This window comes from Nocardia sp. NPDC041819 (assembly GCF_055590505.1).
In genome coordinates, this window is record NZ_JBVJAP010000007.1 from 132,891 (window position 1) to 150,840 (window position 17,950).

A 17,950-nucleotide genomic window follows, 5' to 3' on the forward strand; every position below is an offset into this window, starting at 1 on the left:
TCAGGCGGATACCGCGTGGGGGCGGACAGCGGCGAGCTTGTCCGCGAGCGAGCCGAGCAGCGCTGCCCGCTGCTCGACGAGGAAGAAGTGACCGCCGGGCAGCAGCTCGGTGGAGCGCAGTCCCGGCAGGACGTCACGCCAGGCCTCCAACTGCGTGACCGCCACCTGCCGGTCGTCCCGGCCGCCGAACAGGTGGGCCGGGCACGACGGCGCGGCGGCGGGAGTGAACCGGTAGTCGTCGAAGATCTCGAAGTCGCTGCGCAAGGCGGGCAGGAACAACGCCATCACCTCCGGGGTCTCGCGCACCTCGGGCGGAATGCCGCCGTAATGACCGACCGCGGCGACGAACTCGTGATCCGGCAGGTCCGACAAGCGCCCCGGCCTGGGCAGGTGCGGGGCCACCGCGCCACCGAGGAACAGCGCTCGCGGCGCGAGCGGGTCGGGCAGGCGGCGGGCCACCTCGTAGGCGGTCAGCGCGCCGAGGCTGTGACCGAAGAAAGCGAACGGGAGATCGGTCAGGGGCAGGACCTGGGCCAGCGCGGCGTCGACGAGGTCGGTGAAGCGGCGGATGGGCCTCTGCGCCAGATGACGCTGCCGGGCGGGCAGTTCGACCACGCACAGCTCCACCCAGTCGGGCAGCTCGCGCCGCCACGGCGTGTAGGCGGCGGCTTTTCCGCCTGCGAACGGCCAGCAGAACAACCGCAGGCCGGCAGTACCCGCGGTCTTGCGGTGGATGGTCAGCCCATCCGTCTCGGCCGGTCGCGTCGATCCGCGGGCGGCCGAAGGTGCTTCCGAAGTCGGAGCAATCCCTGCCACAGTCGTTTTCGTTTGAGGGATGGTCGACCCTACCGGCGACGTCGCAATGATCCCGGGCGTGATGCTGTCCGGTTCGGGGACGGCCGACGCTGCCACCGACACGGAAATCGTGTCAGGGGCGATGTATTCCCGTTCTGGGGCCGACGCTGCCATCGTAGCCACAGCGGGCTCGACGGCGGCATGTTCAGATCCCGCTTCGCCGAGGAGGGCCCGCAGATCGCCCACCGTCGCGATCCGGGTCACCGGCGCGCCCAGCGTGGCGAAGAACTTCGACAGCGGCGCGGACGGGCCGACTTCGTAGCGGGGGGTGCCCGAGCGCAGCAGCGCGCGCATGTTCGCCGTCCAGCGCACCGGAGCGGAGATCTGGCGCACCAGATGCTCGGCGAGGGTTTCGGGCCGGTGGAACTCCCCGGTGTAGTTCGAGGTCACCGCGACCGAACGCTCGGTGCGGATGCGCGGCGCGCAGTCGGTGAGATGTCCGGCGAACTCGGCCTCGATGCCGCGCATCCACCGGGAGTGGAACGGCGCGCTCACCCGCAACGGGACGAAACGCAACTCCGGATGACGTTCGGCGAGGACGACGCGCGCGGCCGCGACCGCCTCGCGCGCACCGCTGATGACCAGCTGATCGGTCGAATTGTCGTTGGCCACCTCCGCGCCCGCCTCGGCCACCAGCTCCGCCACTCCGGAGCCGGCGATATCCGGCAGGATCAGCGCGGCCATCGCGCCCGCACCCTCCGGCGCGGCACGCTGCATCAGCGCGCCACGCGCGCGCACCAGGCGAACCCCGTCGGCGAGTTCGAACACGCCCGCCGCGACCAGCGCGGCGTACTCGCCCAGGCTGTGCCCGCCGAAAGCGACCGGCCGGAAGCCGAATTCGGTCACCAGCACCCGGTACGCGGCGATCTCCATGGTCAGCACGCACGGCTGGGTGTACTCCGTGCGATGCAACCGCGGATCGCGCTCGGCGCAGATCCGCAGCAGGTCCTCGCCCACCGCGGCGCCGGCTTCGGCGAAAGTCTCCCGTGCGAGGGGGTATTCGGCGCAGAAGTCCGCGCCCATCCCCGTGCGCTGGGCGCCCTGGCCGGGGAAGACGATCGTGCACTCGGCGCTCATCGCAGCACCTCCGCGGCCGGCTCGGCCCCGTGCGGCGCGGGAATGTATCCCACCTCGGCGCAGTGCGCCAGATACACCCGCACCAGGTCCTCGGTAGGCGGACAGTCGATGCCCGCGGCGCCGAGCACCCGCCGGGTGTAGGCGCAGTCGGCGTAGGAGCTTTCTTCGTAGTGGATGGTGCCGAACAGTTCGATGCCGTACTTGAACATCTCCAGGGTCTGGCTGTCGTAGACCTCGTCGCTGCCCAGCCGGTAGATCTGCCGGTCGGTGGCCCGGCGATGGAATTCCTCGAGCGGCACCAGATCCACTTCGTAGCCTGCGCGCTGCACATAGCGCACCACGTCGTAGTAGCGCCGGATATCGGGGTTGGTCAGGTGGTAGGTCTCCCGATAGGTGGGGCGGTGCAGGGCGATGTGCACGATCGCGGCGCTGACGTAGTCGACCGGGGTGATGTCCCAGTGCACCGGCGTCAGCATCGTCTCGCCGGTCTCGATCATCGTCTTGAGGATGTCGTAGTACGCGCCTTTGACGCTGACCTCGGAGAACGGGTACCGGCCGGTGCGGCTGTCGCCCATGATGTTGCCGGGGCGCACGATGTCCCACAGCAGTCCGCGCTCGCTCGCCGCCCGGATCAGCTTCTCGGACTCGTACTTCGTCTGCTGGTAGGGCAGATGGTCGTAGCCTTGGCCCAGTTCGAGATCGCGCTCGGTGAACGGCGGGTTGTTGAAGTTGAGCCGATCGCCCAGCGCGCTGAAGCTCGACACGTACATCAGGTACTTGCCGCGCGAGCGCAGCGCGAAGTCCACTGCGCGGCGGGTGCCTTCGACGTTGATCGGGGCCAGCGCGTCGTAAAAGGTGACCAGGGTGGTGCGGCCCGCGGCATGGATGGTCAGGTCCACCTCGTCGGCGAGCCGGTGCCAGGTGTCCTCGTCCAGGCCGAGCCGTTCACTGGAGACATCGCCGAGCACGGTGGTGACGCGCTCGGCGAATGCCCGCTCGAGGGTCGCTTCCGGATCGTAGGTGGCCAGGAAGTGCTTGATCCGCTGCTCGGCCACGGCCACGGTCTTGCCGCGCACCAGGCAGGTCACCCGCACGTCGGTGCGCGTGAGCAGATCGTGCAGCAGCTTGCCGCCCAGCACACCGGTCACGCCGGTGATGAAGACCGATCGCACCGGGATCGGGGCGTCCATGGTCACCGCGGGAATGTCGTGCTGGGTCGCGGTGGCCGCGCTGACGGCGGTGGGACGCGGGGCGTCTTGCGCCGCGCCGGTGATGATGATGCCGTCGGCCACCAAATAGTGCGACAGCGACGCGATGGTCGGATACAGCTCGGTCGATTCCGCCGGGATCTTGACGTCGTAGTGCTTCATCAGCCGGTTGAGCATCCGGACGGTGGCCACCGAGTCGAACCCGAAGTCGGTGAAATCCGCGTCGAGGTCGAGCTCGGCCGGATCGGTCTTGGTCAGATCGGCGAAGATGTCGCGGATGTGCTCGGCGAGCCGATCGCGCAACGCGCTGTCGAATTCGTCGCCGGACGGCTCGGTGGCGACCGATTCGAGGGGTGTCCGCACCGGTTCGGCGGGCACCGGTATGTCTCGGTGCGCCGCGCCGTTCGTGGAGTGTCCGTTGCGCCGATCCGCCGATGGCGGCTCGGTTTCCCGCGCGACCACCGTCTTCGCGACCACCTGCGGCGCCGGGTCGGTGCGCCGCTGGTAGTCCTCGGGCACGATCCAGTACCTGCGCCGCGCGAACGGATAACCGGGCAGGCTCACGATCCGGCCGAACGGCCGCCCGTAACCCTGTTCCCAGTCCACGGTCCACCCGCCGGCCCACAACTCGGCGACCCGCGGCAGATTGCCGGAACGCAGCAGTGCGCCCACCTCGGCGCGCTCGGCATCCGACTCGCCGGGCAACTCGTCGAGGTCGCGGTGGGTGCGGGCCACCCCGCGGAAGACCAGCAAGCCCTCGGCCGGTGCCGGTGCGCTCGAATCGGCTGTGCTGTCGAGCAATTCCACGAGTTCGGCCGTGGAGGTGGCCACCACCGCGAGGCGATGCTCGAATGTGGCCCTCCCCACGGCCAGCGTCCACGCCACGTCGGGCAGCGCAAGCGGATGCTCGCGCAGCCGGTCGGCGGTGCGGGCGGCCAGTTCCGCGAGCCGGTCGGCGTCGCGCGCGGACAACACCACGATCCTCGGTCGCCCGTCTTCGGCAGTCGGCGCGACGGGTTCGCCGTCGGTGAGAATCACATGGGCGTTCGAGCCGCCCGCGCCGAAGGAGCTGACGGCGGTGACGCGGGGCTTGCCGTCGGCGGGCCGCGGCCATGGCGTGGGCCGGTCGATGACGCGGAACGGAGTCTCGGTGAAGTCGATTCCCGGGTTCGGCGGGTCGCTGTGCAGATTCGGCGCGATGGTGTCGTGGCGCAGCTGCAACAGCGCCTTCACCACGCCCGCCGCGCCCGCCGCCGCTTCCAGATGCCCCACACTGGATTTCGCCGAGCCGATGCCGCAATAGCCACTCGCGGACGTCGAGCGGCGATACGCCTTCGTCAGCGCCGCGATCTCGATGGGATCACCCAGCGCGGTACCGGTGCCGTGGGCTTCCACGTAGCCGATGTCGCCCGCGTCGACGCGCGCCGCGTCGAGGGCCCGGCCGATGAGGTCGGCCTGAGCGACCGGGTTGGGGACGGTGAACCCGTTGGTGCGCCCGCCGTGGTTGAGGGTGCTGCCGCGGATCACGCCGTAGACGCGGTCACCGTCGGCGCGTGCGTGGCGCAACGGTTTGAGCACGAGAGTGACCACACCCTCGCCCGGCACGTAGCCGTCACCGCCCGCGCCGAACGACCGGCAGCGGCCGTCGGTGGAGGCCCAGCGGCCGTAGCCGAGCAGCAGGTACTTGCCGGGGTGGATCGACACGTTCACCCCGCCGGCCAGCGCGTAGGCCGCTTCGCCGCGGCGCAGGCTCGCACAAGCCAGATGCAGGGCGGTCAGCGATGCCGAGCACGCCGTGTCGACCGCGAGACTCGGGCCGTTGAAGCCGAAGTGGTAGGAGACCCGGTTCGCCACCGCGAAATAGCCCGAGATCGGCACACCGACGAATGCCTGATACTCGGCGTAGCCCACGCCGGCGAAGACCCCGGCATCGGGCAGGCCGCGGGCCGCGGCGCTGCGGCGCACCCGCTCCGGCGAGTAACCCGCGTCTTCCAGTGCGGCCCAGGAGGTTTCGAGGAACAGACGTTGCTGCGGGTCCATCTCTTCGGCGTCTTTGGGGGTGATGCCGAAGAAGCGGGCGTCGAACTTGTCCACGTCGTCGAGGAACCCACCCCAGCGGGCGTAGGTGGTGCCCGGCTCGTCGGGATCCTCGGACAGGTATTCGCGGTGATCCCAGCGTTGCGGCGGCACCTCGACGATGCAGTCGCGACCCGCGCTCAGGTTGGCCCAGAACTCCTCGACGGTGCCCGCCATCGGGAACTTGCCCGCCATGCCGATGACGGCGATGTCCTCGCAATCGTGCGCATCGTCGAGGATCTGCTCGAGGGATTCGGCAGCAACGCTTGCTTGAGCAACCGCAGGCGCTGCCCCGGGTGCGCCGGCGGGTGACGGCGTCACGGCAGCGGGGTCGGCGGTGAGGGCGGCCACGCGCGGCGAGTGCTCGTCGGCGAGATAGCCCGCGAGGTCGCGGACGGTCTGATATTCGAAGAACAGGGTGCTCGGCAGCGGACCGAAATCGGATTCCAGCCGGTCGTTCATCTTGCTGATCAGCACCGAATCGATGCCGTAGTCCTGCAACGGAATGCGGGTTCGGATCCGCTGCGGGTCGAGTCGGCAGTACTGGGCGAGTAGACCTTTGAGGTAGGTTTCGGCGGCCCCGCGCAACGGCGGGACCTCGGCAGCAGATGCCACAGATCCACGCGCTGGGTCGTGGGCGACGTCCTGGAGGCCGCTGTCGCCCAGGGGTGCGGCCGCCGGTACCGCCGAGCCTCCGGCGGCCTGTCGCGGTGCCGAGGTGCCATCGAGTGGCGTCGTCTCGGGCGCGAATGCCGCCGGTACGGGGGCGGTGTCGCCTACACGCAGCGCTTGCGGCACCGCGTCGGTCGACGACGCCGCGGCGCGGTGTGTTGCCGCAACTGTCCGGGGCTCGGCAACTTCCCGAGGCTCGCCGATGCGCTGAGGTTCGTGGAAGCCCGCTGGGAGGGAAGCCCCTGCTGGTTCGGAGGCGCCTGCGAAATCGGCGGCGACTGCCGCCTCGGAGACACTCACCGGTCCGGAAACCTCGTGGAAGCGCCCAGCCTCGACCGCGTCCGAAGATGGAGCACTCGCCTCCGCCGCCCAGCACCTTTCTCGGTCGAACTCGTAACCGGGCAGGTGAATACGGCGCGCGGCCGGATCGATCCAGCCCGCGTGTTCGACATGTCCACCCTCGACCCATTGCCGTGCCGCTGCTACCGGGTCGTCCAGCACGATGGCTCCGGCTCGGTCCGTGGACGGGGTGTCGACGGTTCCGGTGAACACGCCTGCCGGACGGTCGCCCTCGGCGAAAGCGGCCAACCGCGCCGCGATCGCGTCCACCGAGTCTCCGACCACGGCGAGCCGATGCTCGAAATCGGCGCGCCCGAATGCCAGCGTGCGCGCGATGTCCGCGGGCGCCAGCTCCGGATGCGCGGCCAAGTGCCTGCGCAGCGACCGTGCCATCCGGGTCAAGCTCGTCGCGCTGCGGGCCGAGAGCACCACCAGCTGCGGGCCGCCCGGTACGTCACGGCGGGCCGTCACCGGCTCCGGTGCGCCATCCACCACCACGTGCGCGTTGGTGCCGCTGAAACCGAAGGAACTGATCGCGGCCCGCCGTGGTGCGCTGTTCCACGCGCGCAGCTCGGTGTTGACGAAGAACGGCGACTCGTCCAATCCGAGTAGCGGGTTCACCGAGTCGACGTGCAGCGAGGGCGGCAGCTGTCCGGCGCGCAGGGCCAGCAGCACCTTGAACAGGCTCGCCATGCCCGCGGCATGCGAAGCGTGCCCGATATTCGATTTCACCGATCCCACCGCCACGGCGCCGACCGCGCCGGTGTAGCGCCGGAAGGCGGCGGTGAGCGCCTCGATTTCGATCGGATCACCCAAACGCGTTCCGGTGCCGTGCGTTTCGACGTAACCGATGGTGGACGGATCGATCCAGCCGTCGCGATACACCGCCAGTTCCAGTTCGGTCTGCGAACGCACGCTCGGGGCGGTGATGCCATTGGTGCGGCCGTCGTGATTGATGCCGATCCCGCGAATCACCCCGTGGATGGGGTCGCCGTCGCGTTCGGCGGCGGCCAGCGGCTTGAGCACCACCACGCCGACGCCCTCGGCGATCACGAAACCATCGGCGCCCGCGTCGAAGCTCGCGCACCGGCCGCGCGGCGACAGCATGCCCATCGAGGAGGCGAGCAGGTGGTACTCGGGCGTCACGAACACCGCGACGCCTCCGGCCAGCGCGAGCTCCGACTCGCCCGCGGCGAGGCTGCGGCAGGCCTGGTGCAACGCGACCAGCGCCGAGGAGCAGGCGGTGTCCAGCCCCAGGCACGGACCGGTGAGATCGAGGTGATAGGCCACCCGGGCGGGCAGGATGGCCGGACTGTTGCCGGTGAACATGTGGTGGGAACCGGCCGCTCCACGGCTGCGCAGCAGGTTGGCGTAGTCCGACCCCGGCGACCCGGCGAACACACCGCACCGGGTGCGGCGCAACGACTTCGGGTCGATGGCGGCGTCTTCCAGGGCCAGCCAGCTGTGCTCCAGGAACAGCCGCTGCTGCGGGTCCATGTAGTCGGCTTCGGCGGGCACCAGGTCGAAGAACGCCGGATCGAACTCCTCGACACCGTCGAGGAATCCGCCCCATTTGGAGTAGGTCTTGCCCGGCGTCACCTGCCCCGCCCGGAAGTAGTCGGCGATCGGCCAGCGCGTGACGGGAACCTCGGTCACCGAGTCGCGGCCATCGGCGAGATTGCGCCAGAACTGCTCGAGGTTCGCCGCGCCAGGGAACTGCCCGGACATGCCGATGATGGCGACGTCCATCGATGCCGACCTCTCACTGGACTGCGCGGCCTGCGCAGCGACGGTTCGGGCGCCCGACGGCGCCACGTTCGAGACGGGAGATGGTGGGGCGGGCATCTGTACCGCCGATGCGCTCGCCGCCGTGGCTCCTCGTCCGGCCAGGTGCGCGCTGAGCAGCCGTACCGACGGATGGTCGAACACCACCGTGGGGCGCAGCGCCGAGCCGTAGCGGGCGTTGACCCGGTCGATGATCTTCACCGCCAGAATGGAATCGACCCCGTACTCCGACAACGGCAAGTCCGCACGCACCTCACCGCGCGCCACACCCAGTCCGTCGGCGACGATGTCGACGATTTCGGCCTCCAACGCCGCAGCATTGCCGGGCTGCGCGGATGCGCTCACCGCGGCGAGCTGTTGCGCGGCGGCCGAAGGTTCGGTCTGCCGAACGGCGGCCGGTTCAGCGGCCGCCGCGAAATGCGGCTGCGCGGCGGCAGCCGGTTCGGCCGCGAAGTGGCGTTGCGTAACGGAATCCGGCTCGGCTGCCACCCCCGGGGGGAGCGGCATACGGGCGGTGACCGCGAGCGAGGGCTGCGCGGTCGTGGCCGGTGCGGCGACAACGGGAGCGGCCTGCGCAGCGGCGGGCGCGGTGGCGCTGACCGCGGCCAGCAGCCGGAAACTCGGCTCCTCGTCCGCCGACAGCCCGGGACCCCACGAACGGACACCGGAGAATCCCGCCGCGGACAGCGCGGCCTGCCATTGTGACTCGGACAGCAACGGGGAGTGCGGGATACGCGCCTCCGGATCGCGGTAGGCGTGCCAGCCCTCCAGCAGCCCGAAGGTCAGCGCGAGCACCTCGAGGTCCGTGGTCGCCTCGGTGAACGCGAGCACACCGCCGGGCGCCAGCAACCGCCGGATGTTGCGCAGGGTCGCGTCGATCGACCGCGTCGCGTGCAGAACGTTGGCGCACAGCACCAGGTCGGCCTCGTGCGCGGAGAATCCCTGCGCGACCGGATCGGCGTCGATATCCAGCACCGCGAAACGCAGGTTCTCGCGCGTGCCGAAGGTGCGCCGTCCGTGCGTGAGGAAACTGTGCGAGACGTCGGTGTAGTGATAGTCGAACGCGATCCCGCGCGCGGTGAGCGCGTCGAGCACCGCGTGCGTGGAACCGCCTGTCCCCGCCCCGATTTCCACGATCCGCAGCGGCCGCGTGTCAACGGTCCGCTGCGCGACCGCCGCCACCAATTCGGCGAGCAAGCCGTTGGTGAAGTCGTAGGCGGCGTTGCCTCGATAGATCGCGCCCACCAATGCGAGGTCGCCGCCGGGGAACAGCACCTCCGTCGCGGACAACTCCCCGCGCAGCACGCGCGGATACGCCGCGAGGCAGCCATCCAGCAATGCCACGTAGGGCGCGGTTTCCGGGAAGCGAGCCAGCAGGTCGGCACGCATCCCGCCGGTGCCGGGTGGCGGGCCGGGGACCTCGAACCGGTCGTCGTGCCGGCGCACGAGCCCGTGTCGTTGCAGGATGTCCAGGCAGCTGGTGCGCAGCCGGCCGAACCCCGGTCGCACTCCCAGGCGCGCGTCCAAGGATTCCTGAGTCCACTCCCCCGCAGTGAGTCCCATGCCCGCGAGCGTGGCGAACAGCAGCATCGCCGCGTAACGGCCGAGTTCGGCTCGACCGGGCTCCACGATGCCGGTGGGCTGCAGCGCCGCCTCGAATCGCCGCACCGCGGTGTCGAAGCCCGAGCGCGGCGGCGCGATGATCCAGTAGTCGGTGCGTTCGAACGGGTAGCCGGGCAACGGGATCCGGCGCCGCGGGCCGCCGCGCCCGCGCCAATCGATGTCGGCGCCCGCGACCCACCGGCGGGCCAGTTCCTGGTCGTCGGTCGCCGGTGCGAGCAGCGGCTGGGTTTGTGCGTCGACGGTTCCGGTGACCACCGGACCGATTCGGTCGGTGCGGAACCGGTCGAGTGCGTCGGCCACCTCCACCGGGGAGGAGGCGACCACCGCGAGACGGTGTGCCAGCGCGGGCCTGCCCACCTGCAAGGTGCGCAACGCGTCGAGGAAGTCCGCGGGATCGAGGGTGCGGAAGTGCCGCGCCATGGTCTCGGCATAGCGGTGCAGCCGCTCCGGGGTGCGCGCCGAGAGCACGAAGATCTCGGGTTCCCCCGTCCCGGCCGGGGCAATCCGGTCGTCGACGAATTCGGCGAGCACCACATGGGCGTTGGCGCCGCCCGCGCCGAACGCGCTGATGCCCGCGTGCCGCGCCACCGCGACGCCGTCGACGGTGCGGCGTGGCCAATCCTCCAATTCCCGTGGCAGGTGGAACGGCACCGAGTTGAACGCGATGGCCGGACCAGCCTGTGCGGCGTGCAGCGTCGGCGCGATTCGGCCGTGGCGCATCTGCAGCAGCACCCGGGTCAGGCCCGCGACGCCCGCGGCCGCTTCCAAATGGCCGACGTTCGACTTCGTGGACCCGAGTGCGCGGGAGCGACCGCTGCCCCCGGAACTTCCGAATACCGCCGCCAACCCGGCGATTTCGATCGGATCGCCGAGCGGTGTCCCGGTGCCGTGCGCCTCGAGGTAGTCGATCGCGGCGGGATCGACCCCGGCCGCGCGCAGGGCCTCGCCGATCACCTCGGCTTGCGCTCCGGGGTGCGGCACGCTGTATCCCGAGGTCTGCCCGCCGTGGTTGACCGCGCTGCCGAGAATCAAGCCGTGGATGGTGTCGCCGTCGGCGCGGGCTGCCGACAGCGGCTTCAGATACAGCGCGCCGACGCCCTCGCCGGGGACATAGCCGTCGGCGCCGGCGGAGAAGGGCCGGCACCGGCCGCTGTCGGACATCATGCCCAGGCTGTGCAGCAGCAGGAACTTGTCCTCGTGCAGCAGCAGATTCACCCCGCCCACGATCGCCGCGTCGCACTCACCGTCCAGCAGACTGCGCCGCGCCAGATGCAGCGCGGTCAGCGACGCCGAGCACGCGGTGTCCACGGTGAGGCTCGGGCCGCGCAGGCCGAGGGTGTAGGAGGTGCGGTTGGCGATGGACGACGGGATGGAAGCCACCGCGACGGGATCGCCGTCGCGGGTGGCCGCGACCCCCAGCAGCCGGTAGTCGCTCCAGGTGGCGCCCACGAACACACCGACGCGGCGTGCCCGCACGGCCGGATCGGTGTGGTGGTAGCCGGCGTGCTCGAGCGCCGCGTAGGCCTGCTGCAGGAACAAACGCTCCTGCGGGTCCAGCAGCGGCGCCTGGACGGGCGGGATCCGGAAGAACTGCGGGTCGAACCCGCCCACGTCGCGCACGAATCCGCCGATCATCGGCGGCGCGCCGGGAGTGCCCTGGACGGCGGTCAGCCACCAGCGTTCGGCGGGGACCGGGCGCACCGCGTCGTGCCCGTCGCGCAGATTGCGCCAGAACTCCTCGATGTCGTCGGCGTCCGGATAACGGCCGCTGATGCCGACGATCGCGATGGGTTCCTCGGCAGGCGCGCGGTGCTCGTCGCCCGGTACCGGCTCGGCGGCAGCGGCGGTGGACGCGGCTGCCGGTTGCAGTCGTGCCCGTAATGCATCGGGCTCGCCCCAAATCGCCGCGAGTTGCGCGCGGTCGCGCGTGGCACACGACAACAGCAGGTCGATTCCGGTCGCGGTGGGCAGCAATCCGGCACCGGCCCGCCGCAGCGCGGCGATCTGCTCGGCGGGCGGGCGCATGCCGCCCTCGGCCCACAGCGGCCAGTCGACGCTGATCGTCCGGCTTCCGGCCCGATCGCGCTGTTCGGCGAAGACGTCCAGATAGCGGTTGGCCGCCGCATAATCGGCTTGCCCGGGATTGCCCAGCACCGCAGAGACCGAGGAGAACAACACGGTCAGCCGGGCCTCCGGCAGCGCCCGCGTCAGGTGCTCGACGCCGTAGACCTTCGGCGCCAGAACGGATCGCGCGTCGTCGCGGCCGGTGCTCGACAGCAGCCCGTCGCGCAACTGTCCCGCCCCGTGGTAGAGCACATCGACCGGTCCGAAGGTGGCGTGGGCTATCGCGGCGACGCGTTCGGCGTCCGCGGCCACCGACACATCGGCGCGCACATGAACGGCTTCCGCGCCGAGGCCGGCGAGTTCGCCGAGCAGTCCTGCGGCCGCCGCGTCGAGCGGACGGCGCGACACCAGGACCAGGCGGGCGCCGTACTCGCCGGCGAGGCGGCGAGACAGCTGCTGCCCGATTCCACCGAAGCCTCCGGTGACGACGACCACCGATCCCGGGCGCAGCACCGCGTCGCCGGAACTCGGCATGGGGTCGGTGAGCAGGCGTGCCCGGCGGACCTGGCGTCGTCCGCCGTGGTAGCGGATCTCGGTGTCGGGATCGCGTTCATCGATGCCCAGCTCGGCGGCCACGAGGTCACCGATCGCCCCGGCGGGGTCGCGCTGCACGGCACGCAGAAGCGGTTGCGGCTGCTCTAGCCGAAGCGTGCGCGCCAAGCCGCCCAGGAGTGCGCAACTCGATTCACCCGCGGGGGTAGCAGGCGTGAAAGCGAGCACCCGGCGCACCGGCGACTGCGGCACCCCCGCCGCCGCGCGCAGTAGATCGCGCAGCGGCAGGTACACCCGCTCGATCAACGTCTGCGGATCCGTGGCCGCTTCGGGCCACAGATACAACGCGGCGTCGAAGCGCAGCCGCCGTGCTGTCAGCTGTGCGACCAGCAGCTGCATGTGCTGCGAGTTCGCCGGGTCGACGACGAAAGCGTCTGCACCGGAGACGAATTCGAGGCCCGGCCGGACCTGGATGACGGTGACGGTCTCGTCGTGCGGGTAAGGGTGCTCGGCGGTGTCGAAGACGAGCAGCCCCTCCGGTTCGCGACGCGGATGCGTGGTGGCGTCGGGTTCCCAGTCGAATCCGAAGGTGATCAGCTCGTCCGCTCCTGCGGAAACCGCGACGGCTGTGACCGCTTCCGTCGGCGGCTCCGCGGTGCGCACGTCCGCGACGGATTCTGTTCCGGTCACGACCGGCTCGCCGAAGGCAGTACCGGCGGCGGGATGCGCTGTGGCGTCACGGGGCCGGTAATTCGTGCCGACGGTGTCGGCGAGATGCCCGGCCAGCGCCTCGATGGTCTGGTATTCGAACAGCAGCGTCGGATAGAGCGGTTCGCCGACCCGCGCCTCCAGCTCCGCGGTCAACCGCAGCAGGCGCCCGGAATCCAAGCCGAGCTCATAGAACCCCACATCCGTCGCGATGCCGGCGGGATCGGCGCCGAGTTCGCTCGCGACGAGAGCAGCCAAGTCGGCGGCGATCACCGCACGCGGATCACCGGAGGTAACGGCCACAGGGGTGGAAGCGGTCGGTCGCGGGGATGTCGACTCCGGCGGTGTCAGCAGCCGCTGAATGTCCGCGCTGCCGCGCACCCGCTTGGATGTCAGCCGATAGCCGACCACCGGAGATCCGTCCCGGTCGTAGAGGGCTACCTCGGCTTCGAGCAGGTCTCCGCGGTGCCTGCCGCCGCGGACGGTGGCCCGCACGAAGACCTCCTCGGGAGTGGCCCGCCAAGCGCGCACGTCACCGAAGTAGATCGGGATGAACGCGCTGTCGTCGTCCACGCCGAGGCGATGCGGGTCGATGAACGGCACGATCGTGGAGGCATCCAGGAACGTGGGATGCAGCAGGAATCCGGGCAGATGCGCGGCGGCCTCGGGGCCGAGACCCAGTGTCGCGGTGACCAGGTCGTCGCGGCGGTCGAAATGTCCTGTGGCGCGCATGAAGTCGCGATGCTCGATACCCCGGCTGCCGCTCTGGGCGTACATCTCGGCCATACCGCGCGCCTGCGCCGACGCCCGGAACCCAACCACATCGATACCGGGCGGTTCGGTGGCCGAATCAGCGGGCAGCACAACACATTCCGCGACCGGCTCGCTCGGCCCGACGGGCTGGCCCGCCGCGTCCAAGCGCTGCACGTCGATGGCGATGCGGCCGGACGGGCGATCGACCCGGAACGCGATGCGCACGGCGCCGTCGGCACCGAGGGCCACCGGACGCTGGAACAACGCCTCCCGGATCGTCAGGTCACCGGGCCGGTACCCCGCGGCCATCGCCGCACGCAGGATCATGTCGAGATACACCACGCCCGGCAGAATGCGGACACCGTGCACCCGGTGGTCACGCACCACGGGGTCCTCGGCTCGCAGAGTGGTGGCGAAGCTGTCCAGGTCGATTCCGCTCATCGCAGCGGCTCCACCCGCAGGAACGACGGCGCGGGTGCGCTCGGCGTCATCGGGACCACGATCCGCGGCGCGGGCTCCGTCGATGTGCTGGGAACCGTTTTGGGCAGCATGAAGCTCCTCTTGCGGAAGGCGGGTGGATCCAGGGGGTGGCGCGTCGGCCGGTGCCCGTCGGGCGCCTGTTCGATGACGAGGTGGGCATTGGTGCCGCCGAAGCCGAACGAGCTGACGCCCGCCGCGCGGGGCCTGCCGTCGGCCGGCCGCCACGGGCGCAGTTCCCGGTTGACCTGCAGCGGCGAACCGGTGAACTTGAAACGCGGATTGAGGTTGTCGCAGTGCAGCGACGGCGGCAGCGCCGCGTGGTGCACGGCGAGGATCGTCTTGACCGCCCCGGCGATGCCCGCCGCGGACAGCAGATGGCCGATATTGGTTTTCACGCTGCCGACCGCGCACGGCTCCGGGCCCCGCGAGCGGTCGCCCAGCACGGTCGCCAATCCCTTCAGTTCGATGGGGTCGCCGATCATGGTGCCGGTGCCGTGCGCCTCGAGATACGACAGCGCGTCCGGCGACATGCCCGCCGCCTCGAGCGCCGCGGTGACCACCTCGATCTGCGCGCGCATGTTCGGGGTGGTGATGCCCATGGTGTGCCCGTCGTTGCCGATCGCCGAGCCGCGCAGCACCGCGTAGACCCGATCGCCGTCGGCGAGGGCGTCGTCGAGTCGTTTGAGCAGCAGCAGCGCCGCACCTTCGCCCGGCACGAAACCGTCGGCGTCCTCGGAGAACGTCGCGCACCGCCCGTGCGGCGAGAGCACACCCGCCGCCGACAAGGTGACGAACGGCATCTCGTCGAGCAGCACCTCCACACCACCGGCCAGCGCCGCGTCGACCTCGCCCGACCGCAGCGCCTGGCAGGCCAGATGCACCGACAACAACGACGACGAGCACGCGCTGTCGAGCACGACATTGCCCGCGTGCCAGTCGAAGAAGTCGGAGATGCGCGCGGCGATGAAGTTCTGCCCGATACCGATCACGGTGTGCCGGTCGGGCACCGGAATCCGGTTGAAGTAGTTCGCCGCCCGGCTGCCCGCGTAGACGCCGACCCGCTTGCCCGCCAGCTCGTCACGCCGGTACCCGGCATCGGTGGTGGCCAGCACCGAGGTCTCGAGCAGCAGCCGCTGCAACGGGTCCATCTGCCAGGCGAGTTCGTCGGTGACCGCGAAGTACTCCGGATCGAACAGATCGACACCGTCGACGAACCCGCCCCACTTGCTGTTGGTCAGCCCGGGCCCGCCGGTCGGGCGGTAGAACCGGGCGGGATCCCAGCGAGCCGGGTCGACCTCGCGGATGCCGGACGCACCGGCGGCCAGCAGCCGCCAGAACGCCTCCGGAGTGTCGCCGCCGGGCAGCCGGCAGCCGATGCCGATCACGGCGATCGGCTCGGCTGCCCGGCCGCGGCGTGCGTCGGCAGCCCAGGTGGCCGCGGTGGGGCGTGACTTTCCGCGCTGCTCCGTCTGCGGTGGGGCGCTGGACGGACGCTGCGGGTCGGCAGGCGAATCCGGTGGCGGTGCGGGCGCGAAGCGTTCCGGATACTGCTCGGTCAACAGACTCGCCAGCTCGTCGAGCGTCGGGAATTCCAGCACCAGCGCCGGGTCGAAGGGCTGACCGACGACCTGCTCGATCCGGCGCACCGCCGAGGCGATCAGCACCGAGTCCGCGCCGTACTCCTCGAACCGTTTGTCGCCCTCGAAACGGGCCGGAGCCAGCTTCAATTCGTCGGAGAAGATCCGCAGCAACTCCTGATACGCCTCGGTGGACCCGGTCGCCGCCGCGGGCCGCACGGACGGTGCGGTCGCCGTTTCCGGCGCTGCCCGACCGGTGCGTGTCGAAAGATCCGCTGCCGCACCGTGATACGGCAATACGACAGGTGCGGGCAGTCCGAGCACCGCGTCGAGCAGTTCGAACCCCTCCGCGGCACTGAGCGCCGGAAGGCCGGTGGCCCGATAGGCCGCGCTGGTCACCTCACCGAACCCGGTGCCACGGAACGACGGCCACTCCACCGACCGGAAATAGGGCCGTCCCAGCGCGTGCTGGGCTTCGGCGAAGCGGTCCAGATGCGCGTTGGCCATCGCGTAATCCGACAGACCCACCGCCAAGGCGGGCAGCACGGCCGACACCGACGAGAACGACACGAAAAAGTCCGGACGGTCGGCGGCCAGCGCGTCGGCGAGGACCGCCGTACCCGCCAGCTTGGGTTCGAGCACGGTCGCGATGGCGGGGCCGGTCTTGCGCACGAACGCCGGACTCTCGCCGGAAACGCTTCCCGCGCAGTGCAGCACACCACCGATGGGACCCAGCTCGCGCCGCACCCGGTCGAAGAACCCCGACAGCGCCGTCTCGTCGGTGAGGCTGCCGAAGTAGGTCCGCACCGCGACGCCGCGATCACGCAACGCGACCAACCGCCGCACCTTCTGCGCCACCGGCCCGGATCCGGCGGCCACGCGGTCCCATTCCGGTTCCGGCGGCAACGGATCCCGGCCCAGCACGGCCAAGCGGCGCGCCCCACGCTCGACCAGCGCCGCCGCGAACTCCGCGCCGAGTCCGCGCGTCCCGCCGGTCACCACGTAGGTGCGGGCGGGATCGACGACGAGACCCGCACGTGCGGACGCGTCCGCCAGTTCGACGGCTTCGCGGATTCCGTCCCGATACCGCACCCGGGGGCAGCTGTCCTCGGTGGCGGCGCACTCCGCGCCCAGGATCGCCAGCAATCGCACGGGATCGGCGCACACCGCCGCTCGCTCGGCGATCACATGGACACTGCGCGTGCGCACGTCACGGATTTCCGCGGCGAGCGCGGCGACCAGACCGCCCAGCGGCGCGGCTTCCGGGCCGTCGGCACCGACGTGGCCGCCGCAAACATGCACCAGCGCGAGGGAACCGGCGCGCGCCTCGAGCACACCCTGATACAGCCCCATCCGGCCGAGATCACCCGTGGGCCTACCTGCCGCCGCGGGAGCGAGATCGCACACGTCGAGCACGCAGTCGGTATCGGGGTAGCGCGCCGCGAGCGCCCGGCCGAGAGCCGCGCCCGCGTCGAAGTCGTCGCGATTCAGGTCGCCCGGCAGGTCCGACAGGCGCACCAGACGGCCCCGATCGCCCGCCGCGGCGGCGAGAGCCTCCACCAGAGGGTGCGGAGTACGTGCGTTGTACACGATCAAGCTACGGCGGGCGCGCAGGTCACCGCTGGGGAGCGGAGCTTCTCGCCACACCGGAACCAGCAATCGGCGTTCCGCTGACGCGGGTTGCCGCATCGCCGCAGGGTGGGTGGCGGATGTGGACCACGACGAGGACTGCGGTGTCACGGACTCCGCGGCGATCCGGTCCGATGAAATCGGCGGCCTCGGGGTGCCGGAACCTGACGCGGCTTGCGGCGTCGACTCCGGGACAGGCCACATCAGACCCTGTCCAAGCCCCGGCGCGGGCGCGTACCCGCCATTCTGCGCAGGCGTCACCGGAACCGGCCCGGACACCGACTGTTGCGCCGATGCGGGGAGTGTCCGCGACTCCGGCGTGAACGCGGATCCCCGCTCCAGCACAGGCTGCGGCACCGTGACGGGCCCGGGCGCGGACCCTCGGCTCCACAGGGGTTGCGGCGATGCGCTGTCCGGCTCGGACGCCGACTGCGGGCCGGGCGTGGGCTTCGTGACGAAATCGGAGCCCGGCACGGTCTGCGGGCTCGGCGCGGAAGCGGAGCCGGGCACCGGCGCGACGTCCGGAATCCAGTATCGCTCCCGGGCGAACGG

Annotated in this window: 3 protein-coding genes (1 of these 3 running past the window's edge); all 3 read right to left on the bottom strand. The window is 70.8% G+C overall.

Translation table 11 applies throughout. The features are described from left to right. Tightly spaced (each overlapping or abutting the next), the 3 genes in view from ACZ6DL_RS21330 to ACZ6DL_RS21340 form a layout consistent with a single transcriptional unit that may run on beyond the window. Nucleotides 1-1,932, bottom strand: coding sequence for a thioesterase domain-containing protein (locus ACZ6DL_RS21330; protein ID WP_466053458.1), 1,932 nt, complete (start codon nt 1,930-1,932; stop codon nt 1-3). Continuing rightward, on the bottom strand, nt 1,929-14,153 hold the full coding sequence (locus ACZ6DL_RS21335) for a thioester reductase domain-containing protein (protein WP_466053460.1): 12,225 nt from the start codon (nt 14,151-14,153) through the stop codon (nt 1,929-1,931). The genes ACZ6DL_RS21330 and ACZ6DL_RS21335 overlap by 4 nt, the downstream gene beginning before the upstream one ends. After that, a protein-coding gene (locus ACZ6DL_RS21340) for an SDR family NAD(P)-dependent oxidoreductase (protein WP_466053462.1) crosses the window boundary here: on the bottom strand, nt 14,150-17,950 show its 3' portion. Its footprint extends 18,078 nt past the window's final position; the window shows 3,801 of its 21,879 coding nt (coding positions 18,079-21,879); its start codon lies beyond the right edge, outside the window — the gene reads right to left on this strand; it ends in the stop codon at nt 14,150-14,152. Before ACZ6DL_RS21340 ends, ACZ6DL_RS21335 begins: the two co-directional genes overlap by 4 nt.